The sequence below is a fragment of the gamma proteobacterium symbiont of Axiagastus rosmarus genome, from assembly GCF_059730925.1.
Map to the genome: position 1 here is coordinate 2,846,239 of NZ_AP035925.1, position 15,383 is coordinate 2,861,621.

Below are 15,383 nucleotides of genomic sequence, written 5' to 3' on the forward strand. Positions count from 1 at the left end.
ATGGTGTTTATTTGCCGGAGACGATGATGTTTGATCCTGAAATTGCCTATCAGGCGCTGACGGCGCGCGACAGCCGTTTCGACGGGGTGTTTTTTGTCGGCGTGACCTCCACCGGTATTTACTGCCGTCCGATCTGTCCGGTGAAAGCGCCGATGCAGAAGAACTGCCTGTTTTTCACCAGTGCCGAAGCGGCTGAAAAGGCGCACTTTCGCCCCTGCCTGCGCTGTCGTCCCGAGCTGGCACCTGGTTCGGCACCGGTCGATAGCCATCATCGCATCGCCGACCGGCTGATTCGCCGTATCGAAGAAGGCTTACTGGAAGAACAGGAGACGCTGGCTGAGATCGCCAGCGAGTTTGACCTGAGTGAACGCCAGCTAAGACGGGTGATTCAGCAGGAGCTGGGCGTGTCGCCACTTGAACTGCGGCAAACCCGGCGCATGCTGCTGGCGAAGCAGCTACTGACTGAAACCGCATTGCCGGTGACCGAAATTGCCTATGCCAGCGGTTTTCGCAGTCTGCGCCGTTTTAACGACGTGTTTCAGGCTCGCTATCGCATGACGCCATCGCGTCTGCGTAAGCAGATTCAGACGGAAGCCCTGAATGGTGAGCAGGAGAGCGCCGAACTGCGCCTCAGCTACCGGCCTCCTTATGACTGGGACGCCATCCTCGATTTCCTGCAACAGCGCGTGATGAAGCAAGTCGAGTGGGTCAGCGAGGGCGTTTATCATCGTACTGTGGCGCTCGGTCAGTGTCGTGGCTGGGTACGCATTAGCCATTTGCCGGAGAAGCAGGCGCTGAAGGTGCAATTTACCACCACGCTGACGCCGGTGCTGCCTGCCCTGCTGCGCCGCTTGCGCGATCTGTTTGATCTGGATGCCCAGCCACAGCGCATCAGCGAGCAGCTCAGCCAGGATCCGCTATTAGCTGCGAGTCTGGCACGCTATCCCGGCTTACGCGTTCCTGGTGCGTTTGACGGCTTCGAGCTGGCGGTCCGCGCCATCCTCGGCCAGCAGGTGACGGTGAAAGCCGCGACGACGCTGAGCAGTCGCGTGGCGGAGCGTTTTGGCGCGCCCCTCACCACGCCGTGGCCTGCACTCTCCCGCTTACCGCCAGAGGCCGAATCACTGGCTACTGCCACCCTGGATGATATCGCCAGCCTCGGCATTGTGAGCGCCCGCGCGCAGGCGATCAAGGCACTGGCCGAGTCCTGCGCCTCAGGAGCGCTGCGCTTCAATGGCGCGGTAAATCCGGACGTGGTGCAGCAGCAGTTGCTGGCGCTGAAGGGGGTCGGGCCATGGACAGCGAGTTATATCGCCATGCGCGCCCTGCGCTGGCCGGATGCCTTTCCGAAAGAGGACATAGCGATCCGCAATAATCTCGGCGGCGTGAGCGCAAAAGTCGCAGAGCAGATGTCGCAGGTGTGGCGCCCGTGGCGCAGTTACGCGGTGCTGCATATCTGGAAGAGCCTGACGCCGGATAAGGTAAAAAAGTAGATCAGCTTGAAACCTTGCAGCCAGCCGAAAGAACCGGGCGGTTCCGTAAAGTCGCCGTGAATACGTCCCTGTAGGCTCTGCCGGCGGTTTACTCGCCTCATCCCTGAGGCTCGCCCACTCGTGGGCCAACGCTACGCGTTGTTCAAAAATGCTCCCGGCATTTTTGTCCATGCGCCGGAAGCTTTACTCCACCGCCCGGCCCTTCCGTCTTCTTTGAGCATGGGTGCGATTATCTAAAGCAATGACAAGGCTTGATGGCCAGTTAAGGCGGGGGCGGAGGAGCGAAGCGTCCGAGCCATGGATGGCGAGGCCGATCCACAGGGATGTGAGGTTCCTTTGCGATCCGCCCCGCCTTATCTGGCCGGTGCACAATCTCAAAGCAACCCATCTAACACTGTAAAAAACGTAAAAAAGCAAAAAGGCGCCTTTAGGGCGCCTTTCTACATAACTGGTGGGTCGTGCAGGATTCGAACCTGCGACCAATTGATTAAAAGTCAACTGCTCTACCAACTGAGCTAACGACCCGCTCGGGAAGTGGCTTACAACTTTCGACTTGATGGTGGGTCGTGCAGGATTCGAACCTGCGACCAATTGATTAAAAGTCAACTGCTCTACCAACTGAGCTAACGACCCATCAAGGTTGTGAAGCAAACTGAAGTGACATCAAAACTGAACGGTTGAGATGGTGGGTCGTGCAGGATTCGAACCTGCGACCAATTGATTAAAAGTCAACTGCTCTACCAACTGAGCTAACGACCCATCTTCAGTGCTGCCGATACTTGTTAAGATATGTCCCGGCAACGGCGGCATATATTACTGATTTAGCGGGAGGGCGCAACCCTTATTTTCCGCTAAATGTCTCAACTGCTTACCTTTCATGCGGCAAGACCAGAAATCAGACGAAATCCGGTCTTAACTGCAGCAATTACATCGCAGCGAGCCGTTTTTGTGCCTGCTTAGCAGACTCAGAGTTAGGGAACTGTTTGATCACCTGCTGGTAGACCGCTTTCGCTTTTGCTGTATCGTTCTTCTCCTGCATGATCACCCCAACCTTAAACAGCGCTTCCGCCGCTTTTGGCGATTTCGGGTAGTTTTTAACTACAGTGGCAAAATAGTAGGCCGCATCGTCCTTTTTGCCTTTGTTGTAAAACAACTGACCCAGCCAGTAATTAGCATTCGGCTGATAGGTGGAGTCCGGATACTTCTTCACCCACGCCTGCAGCGCAGTAATCGCCTGGTCGTACTGTTTCTTCTCAAGAATCAGCGCAACGGCAGCATTGTAATCGGTGTTGGCATCGCCGGTTTGTGCGGGTGCAGCGGCAGCCGTATTGCTGCTCCCCGCATCAGCGTTTCCCGCTGCGGCACCGGCTGCTGCATCCGCACCACCGCTGGCCTGTGCACCATTACTGCTGCTCAGACTGTCGATCTGCTGATAAAGCTGCTTCTGCCGCTCAATCACCTGATTAAGCTGATAACTGTTCTGCTGGATCTGCCCGCGCAGCGAATCGATATCGCTTTGGTTATCACTCATCTGCTGCTGCAACTGCTGCAGAAGCTGAGCCTGGGCATTGGAGATACGTTCAAGAGTGGTGACACGGTCTTCGACCGAGCCTGAGCCAACGCTACTGATTGACGCCTGGGCATTAGCGGCCCAGGGGGCCGCTACGCCAACCAGTAACGACAGACTCAACAGATGAAGTCTGAAGTTACTAATCATGTGATTCTCTTAGTAAACCAGTACGGCACGACGGTTTTTAGCGTAAGCCGCTTCGTCGTGGCCCAGTACAGCAGGTTTCTCTTTACCGTAAGATACGATAGACATCTGGTCAGCAGACACGCCTTTACCCTGCAGGTACATTTTAACGGCGTTAGCACGACGCTCGCCCAGGGCGATGTTGTACTCTGGGGTGCCGCGCTCATCCGCGTGACCTTCGATGGTCACTTTGTAAGATGGGTTGCTGCGCAGGAAAGCAGCGTGCTGATCCAGCATCTGAGCGTATTCAGACTGCACGTCATACTTGTCCAGACCGAAGTAAACGATGTTGTTCTGCTGCAGCTGCTGCATCTGCAGACGCGCCTGCTCGTCAGAAGACATGTTGCCGTTCTGGCCAGCGCCAGCGCCGTATGCACCGTCAGCACCCATACCGGTCTGATCGTTGTTGTTGTTTTTGTGAGAGCTACATGCAGCTACCGCGATAACCGGCAGAGCCAGCATCAAACCCTTCAGCACTTTGTTCAGTTGCATTTCTTTATCCTATTATTTTGTTTGCCATACATTTTACTCCCCCGCCAGGCGAGGGAGCGATGCATCACAGATACGGCGACCAGGCAGGGAATTTGACCTGTCCATCAGTTGCCGGAAGACGCGCTTTGAAACGCCCATCGGTTGAAACCAACTGCAACACGGAACCCATCCCCTGAGTAGAGCTATAGATTACCATCGTGCCGTTAGGAGCCAGACTTGGCGTCTCATCCAGGAACGTGTCCGTTATTGTCTGAACGGCTCCCGTTTCCAGATCCTGTTTGGCGACGTGCTGCGCGCCACCGGCGCTGCTGATCATCACCATCGTTTTACCGTCAGATGACACATCCGCATCCTGGTTCTGAGCCCCTTCCCAGGTAATGCGCTGTGGCGTTCCGCCGTTAACGTTAACTTTGTAAATCTGTGGCGCACCGGCCTGATCCGAAGTGTAAGCCAGCGTCTGGCTGTCCGGGAACCAGGTAGGTTCGGTGCTGTTGTAGCGGCCATCGGTCACCTGACGCGTCTGACCGGAGGCCAGATCCATCACGTACAGGTTCAGGCTACCGGTTTTCGACAGGGCGAAGGCCAGCTTAGAGCCGTCCGGCGAGAAGGCCGGCGCACCGTTGTGACGTGGATAAGAAGCCACCTGACGGATAGCGCCGTTGGCCAGCGTTTGCACCACCAGCGCCGATTTACCGCTTTCAAAGGTCACGTAAGCCACTTTGCTGCCATCTGGCGACCAGGCCGGTGACATCAGCGGCTGTGGCGAACGGTGTACCACAAACTGGTTGTAACCATCGTAGTCAGACACGCGCAGCTCGTACGGGAACTGACCGCCGTTGGTCTGCACCACATAGGCGATACGGGTACGGAACGCGCCTTTGATACCGGTCAGCTTCTCAAACACTTCATCGCTGGCGGTATGCGCTGCATAGCGCAGCCACTGTTTGGTGACTTTATAGGAGTTCTGCGCCAGCACAGTACCCGGTGCGCCACCGGTATCCACCAGCTGATAAGCCACCTGGTAGCTGCCATCGGCGTTCGGCGTAACCTGCCCGACGACCACGGCATCAATACCCAGTGCGCTCCACGCGGCAGGCTGAACTTCCTGTGCGCTGGTCGGCTGCTGTGGCAGACGAGAGCGATCCAGCGGGTTGAATTTACCGCTGTTACGTAAGTCTGCTGCGACGATGCCACCAATATCTTCAGGTGCAGCGCCCGGACCGGCCCACTGGAACGGCACCACACCAATTGGGCGCGCGGTATTCACGCCCTGCGTAATTTCAATGCGTACTTCCGCGTGCAGCATCGCTGCCCACAGCAGTACAAAAAAACCTAAGGTTACACGAAGTGCCTGCTTCATCTTATCTCCCTTATCTGAACCTGAGTTCATGATAATTCGCACAGTTCCTGAAAAAACACGAGTACTCATAGAGTACGGCAAGCTAACCTTAGTTCAACCTGCCGTACGTTACTGCATTATTCTGGTTTGAAACGCATCGGTGCGTTCTTAAACACTTCATATACGGCCTGCGAAGGCGGCTTTGGAATGCGTGCCTGCTTCGCTGCGGTAATCGCCGCCTGACACAGCGCCGGATCGCCGCCTTCAGCTTTCACGTCAATCAGCAAACCATCCGGTGCCAGTTTAATCCGCAGATCGCAGCTTTTACCGCGATACAGATCGGCATCGTAGAAGCGGCTCTGAATCGCACTGGTGATCTGACCCAGATACGCATTCACCTCAGCACCTGAGGCACCCGCCTTCTTCTGATTGCCCTGACCTGCCGCCGCGCCACCACCGGAAGCGGCACCGCTTTTCGGCGCATTCTTACCGGAAGAGAGACCGCCTAACAGATCATCCACATCGCTCTCGTTCTTCGCCGCTTCGGCAGCCGCTTTCTTCTTCGCATCGGCGGCCGCTTTAGCTTTGGCCGCCGCATCCGCTTTGGCTTTGGCTGCTGCCTCAGCTTTCGCTTTGGCTTCGGCGGCCGCTTTCTCTTTCGCGGCTTCCGCAGCTTTCTCTTTGGCTTCCTGTGCAGCTTTGGCTTTTGCATCTGCCGCGGCCTGAGCTTTGGCTTCTGCCTCCGCTTTGGCTTTTGCTTCAGCTGCGGCTTTCGCCTGCTGCGCGGCTTTCTCTTTCGCCGCTTCGGCTGCGGCGGCTTTCGCCTGCTCTTCCGCTTTCTTCTTCGCGTCGGCAGCGGCCTGCTTCGCCTGCTCTTCCGCTTTGGCTTTCGCGTCCGCTGCGGCCTTCGCCTGAGCATCGGCCTGCGCTTTGGCATCGGCTTTGGCTTTCGCTGCGGCCGCTTCTGCAGCTTTCTGCTGCTCCTGCGCCTGCTTCGCTGCTGCTTCAGCCGCCTTCTGCTGCTCTGCCTGCTGCTTCGCCTGCTCTTTGGCTTCCTGCTGCGCCTGCAGACGCTCTTTTTCCAGCTCTTTCAGCCGCTGCTGTTCAGCGGCCTGCTTCTGCTGCAACTCTTCCGCCTGCTGCTGTGCCTGCTTCTGGCGCTGCTGCTCGGCGCGCTGACTATCACTCTGCTGATTCTGCTGACGGTTATACTGCTCAACCACCGCGCCAGGATCGACCATCACCGCGTCGATATCACTGCCGCCACCGCCGCCGCTGGCTTCGATATGTTCGTTAAACGAGCTCCAAATCAGCAGGGCGATCAGCACGATGTGCAGAATCACCGAAATGATTATCGCGCGTTTTAACTTCTCGTTCTGCTCGGTTGCCTTCGACACTCTCGGTTCCCAAAAACGGTTCGCGTTAAATCGGCTGCGTCATCAAACCGACGGATTTCACGCCAGCCTGATGCAACAGGTTCAGCGCCTTGATGATTTCGTCGTAAGGCACATCTTTCGCCCCACCAATCAGGAAGACCGTCTTCGGATTGGCTTCAATACGGCGCTGCGCTTCGCTCACCACCTGCTCCGGCGGCAGCTGCGTCATACGATCGTGATCCACCACCAGGCTGTACTGCCCTACCCCGGCCACTTCCACGATCACCGGCGGATTATCGTCGCTGGAAACGGTTTTCGAATCGGTTGCGTCCGGCAGGTCCACTTCCACGCTCTGTGTAATAATCGGCGCGGTTGCCATAAAGATGAGCAGCAACACCAGCAGCACGTCCAGCAGCGGAACAATGTTAATTTCCGACTTAAGGTCGCGACGCCCGCGACCACGGGTTCTGGCCATCGTTAACCTCGACTTACTTGCTGTTGTCGGTAGAGAAAGCCTGACGATGCAGGATAGCCGTGAACTCTTCCATAAAGTTGTCGTAGCCCTGCTCCAGCTTGTTCACGCGCTGGTTCAGACGGTTGTACGCCATAACGGCAGGAATAGCCGCGAACAGACCGATTGCGGTGGCGATCAGCGCTTCGGCGATACCGGGCGCAACCATTTGCAGCGTGGCCTGTTTCACCGCACCCAGTGCGATAAAGGCATGCATGATCCCCCACACCGTACCAAACAGACCGATATACGGGCTGATGGAACCGACGGTGCCAAGGAATGGGATGTGATTTTCCAGCGCTTCCAGTTCACGGTTCATCGAGATGCGCATGGCGCGACCAGCCCCTTCGACCACCGCTTCCGGCGCATGGCTGTTGGCGCGGTGCAGGCGGGCAAACTCTTTGAAGCCAGAATAGAAAATCTGTTCGGACCCGCTCAGCTCGTCACGGCGCGCCTGGCTCTCCTGATAGAGACGCGACAGCTCGATACCGGACCAGAACTTGTCCTCGAACGCCTCGGCCTCACGCCCCGCCGCGTTAAGAATGCGGGTGCGCTGAATGATGATTGCCCAGGAGGCAATAGAAAAGCCGATCAAAATCAACATGATAAGTTTGACCAGAAGGCTTGCCTTCAGGAACAAATCAAGAACGTTCATGTCAGTCACTGCTTGAACTCCGCGACAATAGACTTGGGAAGCGCAATCGGCTTCATTAGATGTGGGTTGATGCAGGCAATCAGGACGTCTGCTTCATTGAGCACTTTGCCTTCAGCATTCACGATACGCTGCGAGAACGTCATGGTTGCGCGCGTCATTGCTGTCACTTCGCTCTGGATCTCCAGAAGGTCGTCGAGACGTGCCGCGGCAATAAAGTCCACCGTCATGCGCCGTACCACAAAAGCCACCTGCTCTTCCAACAGGGCCTGTTGATTGAAATGGTGCTGGCGCAACATCTCGGTACGTGCTCGTTCATAAAAAGCAAGATAGCTGGCGTGGTAAACCACACCACCGGCGTCAGTGTCTTCGTAATAGACCCGAACCGGCCAGCGAAACAGCGTTGTACTCACTCTACATCCCGGTCTCATTTTAAACGTTGCTACTATACGCAAGTGAGATCGGCTTGGGAATGGTCCGCCAGAGCCAGGAGAAAATAATTATCAGACGTTAACAACTGGAAGGATTTTTGGGAGATTTCCTGACCAACCGCTGACAAAAACTCACGTCAGCAGCGGTAAAACAGCCCTTGCGGGCTGAGACAGAACTTAATGGTAGAACCAGTAAATTCCCAGCGCCAGCACGATCAGCGCCGGCAGCGGGGCAAACAGCGCCTGCCAGCGGGCACGCTGTGGCCGGAAACCGGTGCCGTGAATCACGCCGCTGCACACCGCCCAGATTAACAATAATCCGTGCCAGATGGCGAGCTCACTGGTGCGTGCGGCAAAGCGCGCCGGCTGCCAGATGACGCATCCGGCCAGCCACAGCGCCAGAATCAGTGAAAGGGCCCGCAGCGGGCCCTTATCCATCAAACGATACAGCGTCTGTATCAGGCTGCGCATCAGAGCTTGTCGTCCTGCGCGCCGCCCTCTTCCACATGCTCGATCGCCAGTGCCGTGACCACGCCAAACGCACAGGCCAGCAAGGTGCCAAGAATCCAGGCAAAATACCACATGCTTAATCTCCTCAATCAGTACAGGGAGTGCGTATTGCGCTCAATGTGTTCTTTGGTGATGCGGCCATACATCTTGTAGTAACACCAGCTGGTGTAAGCCAGAATAATCGGCACAAAGATGATGGCGGCCACGGTCATGATCTGCAGCGTCAGCAGGCTGGAGGTCGCGTCCCACATGGTCAGACTGGTGCCTGGCACGGTACTGGATGGCATGATGAACGGGAACAGCGCAATGCCCGCCGTCATAATGACGCACGCCAGCGTCAGCGAAGAGAAGATAAACGCCCATGCGCCCTTCTCCATGCGCGAACACAGGATCGTCAGCAGCGGCAGCAGCGCGCCGAGCAGCGGGAACAGCCACAGCACCGGCATCTGTTCAAAATTGACCAGCCAGGCCCCGGCTTCACGCACCACGTCTTTACCCAGCGGGTTAGACGCCGCGTGATGATCGATTGCGCTTTTCAGCACATAGCCATCAATGCCGTACTTCACCCACACGCCGGCCAGTACAAAGCCTACCAGCATCACCAGCGCGCTGATTTGCGCCGCGGTGCGGGAACGCAGGTGCAGTTCGCCGCTGGTGCGCATCTGCAGGTAAGTCGCGCCCTGGGCCAGAATCATCGCGACGCTGATCACCCCAGCCAGCAGGCCAAACGGATTAAGCAGCTGGAAGAAATTACCGGTGTAGAACAGGCGCAGGTACTCATCAGCATGGAACGGCACGCCCTGCAGCAGGTTACCGAACGCCACGCCAATCACCAGCGGCGGCACAAAACTGCCAATGAAGATGCCCCAGTCCCAGGCACCGCGCCAGCGCATATCTTCAATCTTCGACCGGTAATCAAAGCCGACCGGACGGAAGAACAGCGAGGCCAGCACCAGAATCATCGCCACGTAAAAACCGGAGAACGCGGCGGCATAGACCATTGGCCAGGCGGCGAACAGCGCCCCGCCGGCAGTGATCAGCCAGACCTGGTTACCGTCCCAGTGCGGCGCGATGCTGTTAATCATGATGCGACGCTCGGTATCGGTGCGACCGAGGATGCGGGTCAGCATTCCCACGCCCATATCGAAGCCGTCGGTGACGGCAAAACCGATCAGCAGAATGCCAATCAGCAGCCACCAGACAAAACGCAACACTTCATAGTCAAACATGGTCGCTCTCCTTATCCGCGCGCCGGTTGAGTCACAGCCTGCACTGTTTCATGGTGATAGCGGCCGGTTTTCAGGCTGCTTGGACCAAGGCGGGCAAATTTGAACATCAGATACATCTCCGCCACCAGGAACACGGTATACAGGCCGCAGATCAGGATCATCGAGAACAGCAGATCGCCGACGGTCAGCGACGAGTTGGCCACGGCGGTTGGCAGCACCTCACCAATCGCCCACGGCTGACGGCCATATTCAGCGACAAACCAGCCAGCTTCGACGGCAATCCACGGCAGTGGAATACCGTACAGCGCCGCTTTCAGCAGCCAGCGATTCTTACCGATGCGGTTACGAATCACGCTCCAGAACGACAGCGCAATGATGCCCAGCAACAGCACGCCACACAGCACCATGATGCGGAAGGCGAAATAGAGCGGCGCCACGCGCGGAATCGAATCCTGCGTTGCCTGCTGGATTTGCGCTTCCGTAGCGTTCGCCGCGTCCGGGGTATAACGCTTGAGCAGCAGACCGTAGCCAAGATCCTGTTTATGCGTCTCAAACTCACTGCGCACCGCCGGATCTTTACTGCCGGCACGCAGCTCGTTCAGCAGCGCATAGGCTTTCATACCGTTGCGGATGCGCACTTCATGCTGCGCCAGCAGATCTTTCAGGCCGGTGACCGGCGTATCGACGGAACGCGTAGCAATCAAACCGAGCAGATACGGGATCTGGATGGCGTACTTGTTCTCCTGCGTCGCCTGATCCGGCACGCCAAACAGCGTAAAGGCCGCCGGCGCCGGCTGGGTTTCCCATTCGGCTTCGATGGCGGCCAGCTTGGTTTTCTGCACGTCGCCCATTTCATAGCCGGATTCGTCACCCAGCACGATGACCGACAGCACAGCAGCCATACCGAAGCTGGCAGCGATCGCAAAGGAGCGTTTGGCAAACGCGATGTCGCGCCCTTTCAGCAGATACCAGGCGCTGATGCCCAGAATGAACATCGCACCGGTGGTGTAACCCGCGGCCACGGTATGCACAAATTTCACCTGCGCCACCGGGTTCAGCACCAGCTCGGAGAAGCTCACCATCTCCATACGCATGGTTTCGAAATTGAATTCGGAGGCGATCGGGTTCTGCATCCAGCCGTTCGCCACCAGGATCCACAGCGCGGACATGTTCGAGCCGAGTGCCACCAGCCAGGTCACCGCCAGGTGCTGCACTTTACCGAGGCGATCCCAGCCGAAGAAGAACAGGCCGACAAAGGTGGATTCAAGGAAGAACGCCATCAGGCCTTCGATGGCCAGCGGCGCACCGAAGATATCGCCGACGTAGTGGGAGTAATAAGACCAGTTGGTACCGAACTGAAATTCCATGGTCAGGCCGGTGGCCACACCCAGCGCAAAGTTGATACCAAACAACTTGCCCCAGAATTTGGTCATATCTTTATAAATCTGTTTTCCCGACAGGACATAGACCGTTTCCATGATCGCCAGTAAAAACGCCATACCGAGCGTTAAGGGCACGAACAGGAAATGGTACATCGCCGTCAGGGCAAACTGTAAACGCGACAGCTCGACAATATCTAACATGATGACTCCTTGCTCCTCGCATGAACTCATCCTGCGAATAACAACCACAAATAGCGGGCAGTGCGATGCAGAATAAGGTCAGGAACGACTGATTATTGATTCCAGTTTTGTTACCGACAGCACAATGCGTACTGCGGCCCGAAGTGAGCGAGTAACAGTGGTGAAAATTCCCCGAAAAACCGATCGCTTCAGCCTGTTTCGAGCAGGAGTAAGATGAGGAGGCGACAGAATTGATATGAAAACGCCTGGCACAAACTCCTGAAAAATGATGAAAAAGACTGAATTGATGCAGCGCAATTTATACCGGTTGGGTTGCTTTTAGCCAGCGGTAAAGTTTGCTATATATCGCCTTTTATTGATCTGGATTAAGACAATAATTTTCCAGATATGTAGTGTTAGAGTTGTTGTTAATTAGTTGTCATAAATCGATAGCGCAATTAAGAAAACAATTACCTTTCCCGTAATTATTTAACCTCTGTGCCAGCCAGACGCCTGGACGCTGACGGGAAAAAGCACGCCTCTTTGCCCTTCTTTACTCAACGACAAAGTAAGCATAGCCGCAGAAAATGTTGCCGTTACGTTTTTACTGCAAATGTGTGAGGACGGCTAATGGCCGTGCATGACAGCCATAAAAAAAGCCACCCGCAGGTGGCTTTTTTCTTTCAGCAGCAAAATGTTATTTCGCTGGCAGTACCGCTTTCACCGCGTCGCCGATATCGGCCAGGCTGCGAACGGTTTTCACACCGGCCGCTTCCAGCGCAGCAAATTTCTCATCGGCGGTGCCTTTACCACCGGCAATGATGGCGCCGGCGTGACCCATACGCTTGCCTTTCGGCGCCGTTACGCCGGCGATATAGCCGACGACAGGCTTGGTCACATGCTCTTTGATGAACGCCGCGGCCTCTTCTTCAGCGCTGCCGCCGATCTCACCGATCATCACGATCGCTTCGGTCTGCGGATCGTCCTGGAACATTTTCAGGATGTCGATGAAGTTGGAGCCTGGGATCGGGTCACCGCCGATGCCCACACAGGTGGACTGGCCGTAGCCGATGTCGGTGGTCTGCTTAACCGCTTCATAGGTCAGCGTACCGGAACGTGACACGATACCGACGCGACCTGGCTGGTGAATGTGGCCCGGCATAATACCGATCTTACATTCGCCTGGGGTGATCACACCCGGGCAGTTCGGGCCAATCATGCGCACGCCTGCTTCGTCCAGCTTCACTTTCACCGTCAGCATATCCAGCGTCGGGATACCTTCGGTGATGGTGATGATCAGTTTGATGCCCGCGTCGATCGCTTCCAGGATACCGTCTTTGCAGAACGGTGCCGGCACGTAGATCACGGTAGCGGTGGCGCCTGTGGCTTCTACTGCTTCGCGCACGGTGTTAAACACCGGCAGACCGAGATGGGTGGTGCCGCCTTTACCTGGCGTCACACCGCCAACCAGCTGCGTACCATAGGCCAGCGCCTGCTCAGAGTGGAACGTTCCCTGGCCACCGGTGAAACCCTGGCAAATGACTTTGGTGTTTTTGTCGATCAGAATGGACATTATTTACCCTCCGCAGCAGCGACAACACGCTGTGCTGCGTCTGTCAGGCTGGTTGCTGCAATGATGTTAAGACCGCTGTCCGCCAGTTTCTTCGCGCCCAGCTCGGCGTTGTTACCTTCCAGACGTACCACGACCGGTACGTTGACACCCACTTCAGCCACAGCACCGATGATGCCGTCTGCGATCAGATCGCAGCGCACGATGCCGCCGAAGATGTTAACGAATACCGCTTTCACAGCATCGTCAGACAGGATGATTTTGAAGGCTTCGGTAACGCGCTCTTTGGTTGCGCCGCCGCCAACATCAAGGAAGTTTGCAGGCTGACCACCGTGGTGTTTCACGATGTCCATGGTGCCCATCGCCAGACCAGCGCCGTTGACCATACAGCCAATGTTGCCTTCCAGCGCGACGTAGTTCAGTTCCCACTGCGTCGCGTGGGCTTCACGTGGGTCTTCCTGGCTTGGGTCGCGCATTTCACGCAGCTCTGGCTGACGGAACAGGGCATTGCCATCGGCACCCAGTTTGCCATCCAGACAGATCAGGTCGCCCTGTTTGGTGATCACCAGCGGGTTGATCTCAACCATCGCCAGGTCGCGCTCCAGGAACATGGTCGCCAGACCCATGAAGATTTTGGTGAACTGGCTGACCTGCTTGCCGGTCAGGCCCAGTTTGAATGCCAGCTCGCGGCCCTGGTATGGCTGCGGGCCGGTCAGCGGATCCAGCGCCATTTTATGGATCAGGTGCGGGGTTTCTTCCGCCACTTTCTCGATTTCCACGCCGCCTTCGGTTGACGCCATGAAGATCACGCGACGGGTAGCACGGTCAACCACCGCACCCAGATACAGCTCCTGATCGATGTCGGTCGCCGCTTCAACCAGGATCTGGTTTACCGGCTGGCCATTGGCGTCAGTCTGGTAGGTCACCAGACGTTTGCCCAGCCAGTTTTCAGCGAAAGCACGAATGTCTTCTTTACTGTTAACCACCTTCACACCGCCCGCTTTACCGCGGCCACCGGCATGAACCTGACATTTCACCACCCACGGACCCGCGCCAATTTTCGAGGCGGCTTCTTCGGCTTCACGTGGCGTAGTGCAGGCGTAGCCAGTCGGTGCTGGCATACCATACCGTGCAAACAGCTGCTTCGCCTGGTATTCGTGTAAGTTCATGATGTTCTATCCATTCAGATCTAAACAGGGTTAATTTGGGCGCGCCTCGTGCCAGCGCGCCCGGCGAAAATCAGACATCCAGCAGCAGACGCGCCGGATCTTCCAGCAGCTCTTTCACCGCGACCAGATAGCCGACAGATTCACGACCATCGATCAGACGGTGATCGTAGGAGAGCGCCAGATACATCATTGGCAGCACCACCACCTGACCATTCACCGCCATTGGGCGATCTTTGATGGCGTGCATCCCCAGGATCGCGCTCTGCGGCGGGTTGATGATCGGCGTAGACATCAGCGAACCGAACACACCACCGTTGGTGATGGTGAAGTTACCGCCGGTCAGTTCTTCCACCGTCAGCTTGCCGTCACGGCCTTTCACCGCCAGCTCTTTAATTTTCTTCTCGATGTCGGCCATGCTCAGCGCATCAACATCTTTCAGCACTGGCGTCACCAGACCACGCGGCGTCGAGACCGCGATGCTGACATCGAAATAGTTGTGGTACACCACATCATCGCCATCGATCGACGCGTTAACTTCCGGGAAGCGTTTCAGCGCTTCGACCACCGCTTTGATGTAGAAGGACATAAAGCCCAGACGCACGCCGTGACGCTTCTCGAAGGCATCGCCGTACTGCTTGCGCAGATCCATGATCGGCTTCATGTTGACTTCGTTGAAGGTGGTCAGCATTGCGGTGCTGTTTTTCGCTTCCAGCAGACGCTCGGCCACGCGCTTGCGCAGACGGGTCATTGGCACGCGCTTCTCGCTGCGGTTGGCAACGGCCTGCGGAGCCGCATCGGCTGCCGGTGCCGCTTTCGCGCCGTCGGCTTTCTTCGCCAGATGTTTTTCCACATCTTCGCGCGTCAGACGGCCGCCAACACCGGTGCCTTTAATCTGGCTGGCGTCGAGGTTGTTTTCCGCAATCAGGCGGCGCACGGCCGGGCTGAGCGCGTCATTGCTCTCTTCTTCCAGAGATGCAGTCTGACGCTGTGCAGGCGTAGACTCCTTGCTTTCCACTTTCGCCGTGGTCTCTTTCCCGCCGCTGTTGCCTTCCTTCAGACGGCCCAGGATCTGGCGCGATGTTACGGTGGCGCCTTCGTCTTCCAGCACCGCTTCCAGCACACCGTCAGCGGCGGCAGGCACTTCCAGTACCACTTTGTCAGTTTCGATCTCGACCAGCACTTCGTCGCGGGTCACAGAGTCGCCGGGTTTTTTATGCCAGGTGGCTACCGTGGCGTCCGCTACGGATTCAGGCAAATCGGGAACGAGAATTTCTACGCTACTCATTTTCTTTCCTT

The 15,383-nt window shown here is 56.7% G+C and carries 15 protein-coding genes and 3 tRNA genes; 1 reads left to right on the plus strand and 17 read right to left on the minus strand.

Annotation, left to right across the window (positions count from 1 at the left end):
• Positions 1-26 precede the first annotated feature (26 nt).
• Complete coding sequence (locus AC6I8F_RS13370) at positions 27-1,493, plus strand: AlkA N-terminal domain-containing protein (protein WP_498028802.1); 1,467 nt, start codon at positions 27-29, stop codon at positions 1,491-1,493.
• Positions 1,494-1,942: 449 nt separating this feature from the next.
• Here the strand turns inward: AC6I8F_RS13370 and AC6I8F_RS13375 are convergent.
• From AC6I8F_RS13375 to odhB, 17 genes are all read right to left on the minus strand, one after another.
• Positions 1,943-2,018: transfer RNA gene (locus AC6I8F_RS13375), tRNA-Lys, on the minus strand.
• A gap of 32 nt (positions 2,019-2,050) precedes the next feature.
• Positions 2,051-2,126, minus strand: a tRNA-Lys gene (locus tag AC6I8F_RS13380).
• 50 nt (positions 2,127-2,176) lie between these two features.
• Positions 2,177-2,252 (minus strand) — tRNA-Lys (locus tag AC6I8F_RS13385).
• 166 nt (positions 2,253-2,418) lie between these two features.
• Positions 2,419-3,210 (minus strand): cell division protein CpoB, encoded by a 792-nt coding sequence (gene cpoB / locus AC6I8F_RS13390; RefSeq protein WP_058757869.1) that lies wholly within the window; start codon positions 3,208-3,210, stop codon positions 2,419-2,421.
• A gap of 9 nt (positions 3,211-3,219) precedes the next feature.
• Positions 3,220-3,738 (minus strand): peptidoglycan-associated lipoprotein Pal, encoded by a 519-nt coding sequence (gene pal, locus AC6I8F_RS13395; protein ID WP_021508527.1) that lies wholly within the window; start codon positions 3,736-3,738, stop codon positions 3,220-3,222.
• 64 nt (positions 3,739-3,802) lie between these two features.
• On the minus strand, positions 3,803-5,098 hold the full coding sequence (tolB, locus tag AC6I8F_RS13400) for a Tol-Pal system beta propeller repeat protein TolB (protein WP_021508528.1): 1,296 nt from the start codon (positions 5,096-5,098) through the stop codon (positions 3,803-3,805).
• A 116-nt stretch (positions 5,099-5,214) separates the two neighbouring features.
• Positions 5,215-6,474, minus strand: coding sequence for a cell envelope integrity protein TolA (tolA, locus tag AC6I8F_RS13405; RefSeq protein ID WP_021508529.1), 1,260 nt, complete (start codon positions 6,472-6,474; stop codon positions 5,215-5,217).
• Between the two features lie 25 nt (positions 6,475-6,499).
• Positions 6,500-6,928, minus strand: coding sequence for a colicin uptake protein TolR (tolR, locus tag AC6I8F_RS13410; RefSeq protein ID WP_021508530.1), 429 nt, complete (start codon positions 6,926-6,928; stop codon positions 6,500-6,502).
• A gap of 13 nt (positions 6,929-6,941) precedes the next feature.
• Positions 6,942-7,628, minus strand: a complete 687-nt coding sequence (tolQ, locus tag AC6I8F_RS13415; protein ID WP_010616001.1) for a Tol-Pal system protein TolQ — start codon at positions 7,626-7,628, stop codon at positions 6,942-6,944.
• Entirely contained in the window at positions 7,625-8,047 is a 423-nt protein-coding gene (ybgC, locus tag AC6I8F_RS13420; protein WP_168714917.1) for a tol-pal system-associated acyl-CoA thioesterase, read from the minus strand. Before ybgC ends, tolQ begins: the two co-directional genes overlap by 4 nt.
• Before the next feature lie 177 nt (positions 8,048-8,224).
• Complete coding sequence (gene ybgE / locus AC6I8F_RS13425; RefSeq protein ID WP_058775290.1) at positions 8,225-8,518, minus strand: cyd operon protein YbgE; 294 nt, start codon at positions 8,516-8,518, stop codon at positions 8,225-8,227.
• Complete coding sequence (cydX, locus tag AC6I8F_RS13430) at positions 8,518-8,631, minus strand: cytochrome bd-I oxidase subunit CydX (RefSeq protein WP_010615998.1); 114 nt, start codon at positions 8,629-8,631, stop codon at positions 8,518-8,520. Before cydX ends, ybgE begins: the two co-directional genes overlap by 1 nt.
• Before the next feature lie 15 nt (positions 8,632-8,646).
• Positions 8,647-9,786 carry a cytochrome d ubiquinol oxidase subunit II gene (cydB, locus tag AC6I8F_RS13435; RefSeq protein ID WP_021508533.1) on the minus strand — a complete coding sequence of 380 codons (1,140 nt, stop codon included), beginning with the start codon at positions 9,784-9,786 and terminating at the stop codon, positions 8,647-8,649.
• 11 nt (positions 9,787-9,797) lie between these two features.
• Positions 9,798-11,369 (minus strand): cytochrome ubiquinol oxidase subunit I, encoded by a 1,572-nt coding sequence (gene cydA / locus AC6I8F_RS13440; protein WP_498028111.1) that lies wholly within the window; start codon positions 11,367-11,369, stop codon positions 9,798-9,800.
• 676 nt (positions 11,370-12,045) lie between these two features.
• Entirely contained in the window at positions 12,046-12,921 is an 876-nt protein-coding gene (sucD, locus tag AC6I8F_RS13445; protein ID WP_021508535.1) for a succinate--CoA ligase subunit alpha, read from the minus strand.
• Positions 12,921-14,087: an ADP-forming succinate--CoA ligase subunit beta gene (gene sucC, locus AC6I8F_RS13450; RefSeq protein ID WP_006118458.1), complete on the minus strand. Its 1,167-nt coding sequence runs from the start codon at positions 14,085-14,087 to the stop codon at positions 12,921-12,923. The genes sucD and sucC overlap by 1 nt, the downstream gene beginning before the upstream one ends.
• Positions 14,088-14,157: 70 nt before the next feature.
• Complete coding sequence (gene odhB, locus AC6I8F_RS13455; protein ID WP_021508536.1) at positions 14,158-15,372, minus strand: 2-oxoglutarate dehydrogenase complex dihydrolipoyllysine-residue succinyltransferase; 1,215 nt, start codon at positions 15,370-15,372, stop codon at positions 14,158-14,160.
• Positions 15,373-15,383: the final 11 nt, after the last annotated feature.

Bases quoted from the DNA above. Each gene is read 5' to 3' on its own strand.
- cpoB (WP_058757869.1), bottom strand. From the start codon at position 3,210: ATGATTAGTAACTTCAGACTTCATCTGTTGAGTCTGTCGTTACTGGTT.
- ybgC (WP_168714917.1), bottom strand. From the start codon at position 8,047: ATGAGACCGGGATGTAGAGTGAGTACAACGCTGTTTCGCTGGCCGGTT.
- odhB (WP_021508536.1), bottom strand. From the start codon at position 15,372: ATGAGTAGCGTAGAAATTCTCGTTCCCGATTTGCCTGAATCCGTAGCG.
- sucC (WP_006118458.1), bottom strand. From the start codon at position 14,087: ATGAACTTACACGAATACCAGGCGAAGCAGCTGTTTGCACGGTATGGT.
- tolR (WP_021508530.1), bottom strand. From the start codon at position 6,928: ATGGCCAGAACCCGTGGTCGCGGGCGTCGCGACCTTAAGTCGGAAATT.
- ybgE (WP_058775290.1), bottom strand. From the start codon at position 8,518: ATGCGCAGCCTGATACAGACGCTGTATCGTTTGATGGATAAGGGCCCG.
- pal (WP_021508527.1), bottom strand. From the start codon at position 3,738: ATGCAACTGAACAAAGTGCTGAAGGGTTTGATGCTGGCTCTGCCGGTT.
- cydA (WP_498028111.1), bottom strand. From the start codon at position 11,369: ATGTTAGATATTGTCGAGCTGTCGCGTTTACAGTTTGCCCTGACGGCG.
- cydX (WP_010615998.1), bottom strand. From the start codon at position 8,631: ATGTGGTATTTTGCCTGGATTCTTGGCACCTTGCTGGCCTGTGCGTTT.
- sucD (WP_021508535.1), bottom strand. From the start codon at position 12,921: ATGTCCATTCTGATCGACAAAAACACCAAAGTCATTTGCCAGGGTTTC.
- cydB (WP_021508533.1), bottom strand. From the start codon at position 9,786: ATGTTTGACTATGAAGTGTTGCGTTTTGTCTGGTGGCTGCTGATTGGC.
- tolB (WP_021508528.1), bottom strand. From the start codon at position 5,098: ATGAAGCAGGCACTTCGTGTAACCTTAGGTTTTTTTGTACTGCTGTGG.
- AC6I8F_RS13370 (WP_498028802.1), top strand. From the start codon at position 27: ATGTTTGATCCTGAAATTGCCTATCAGGCGCTGACGGCGCGCGACAGC.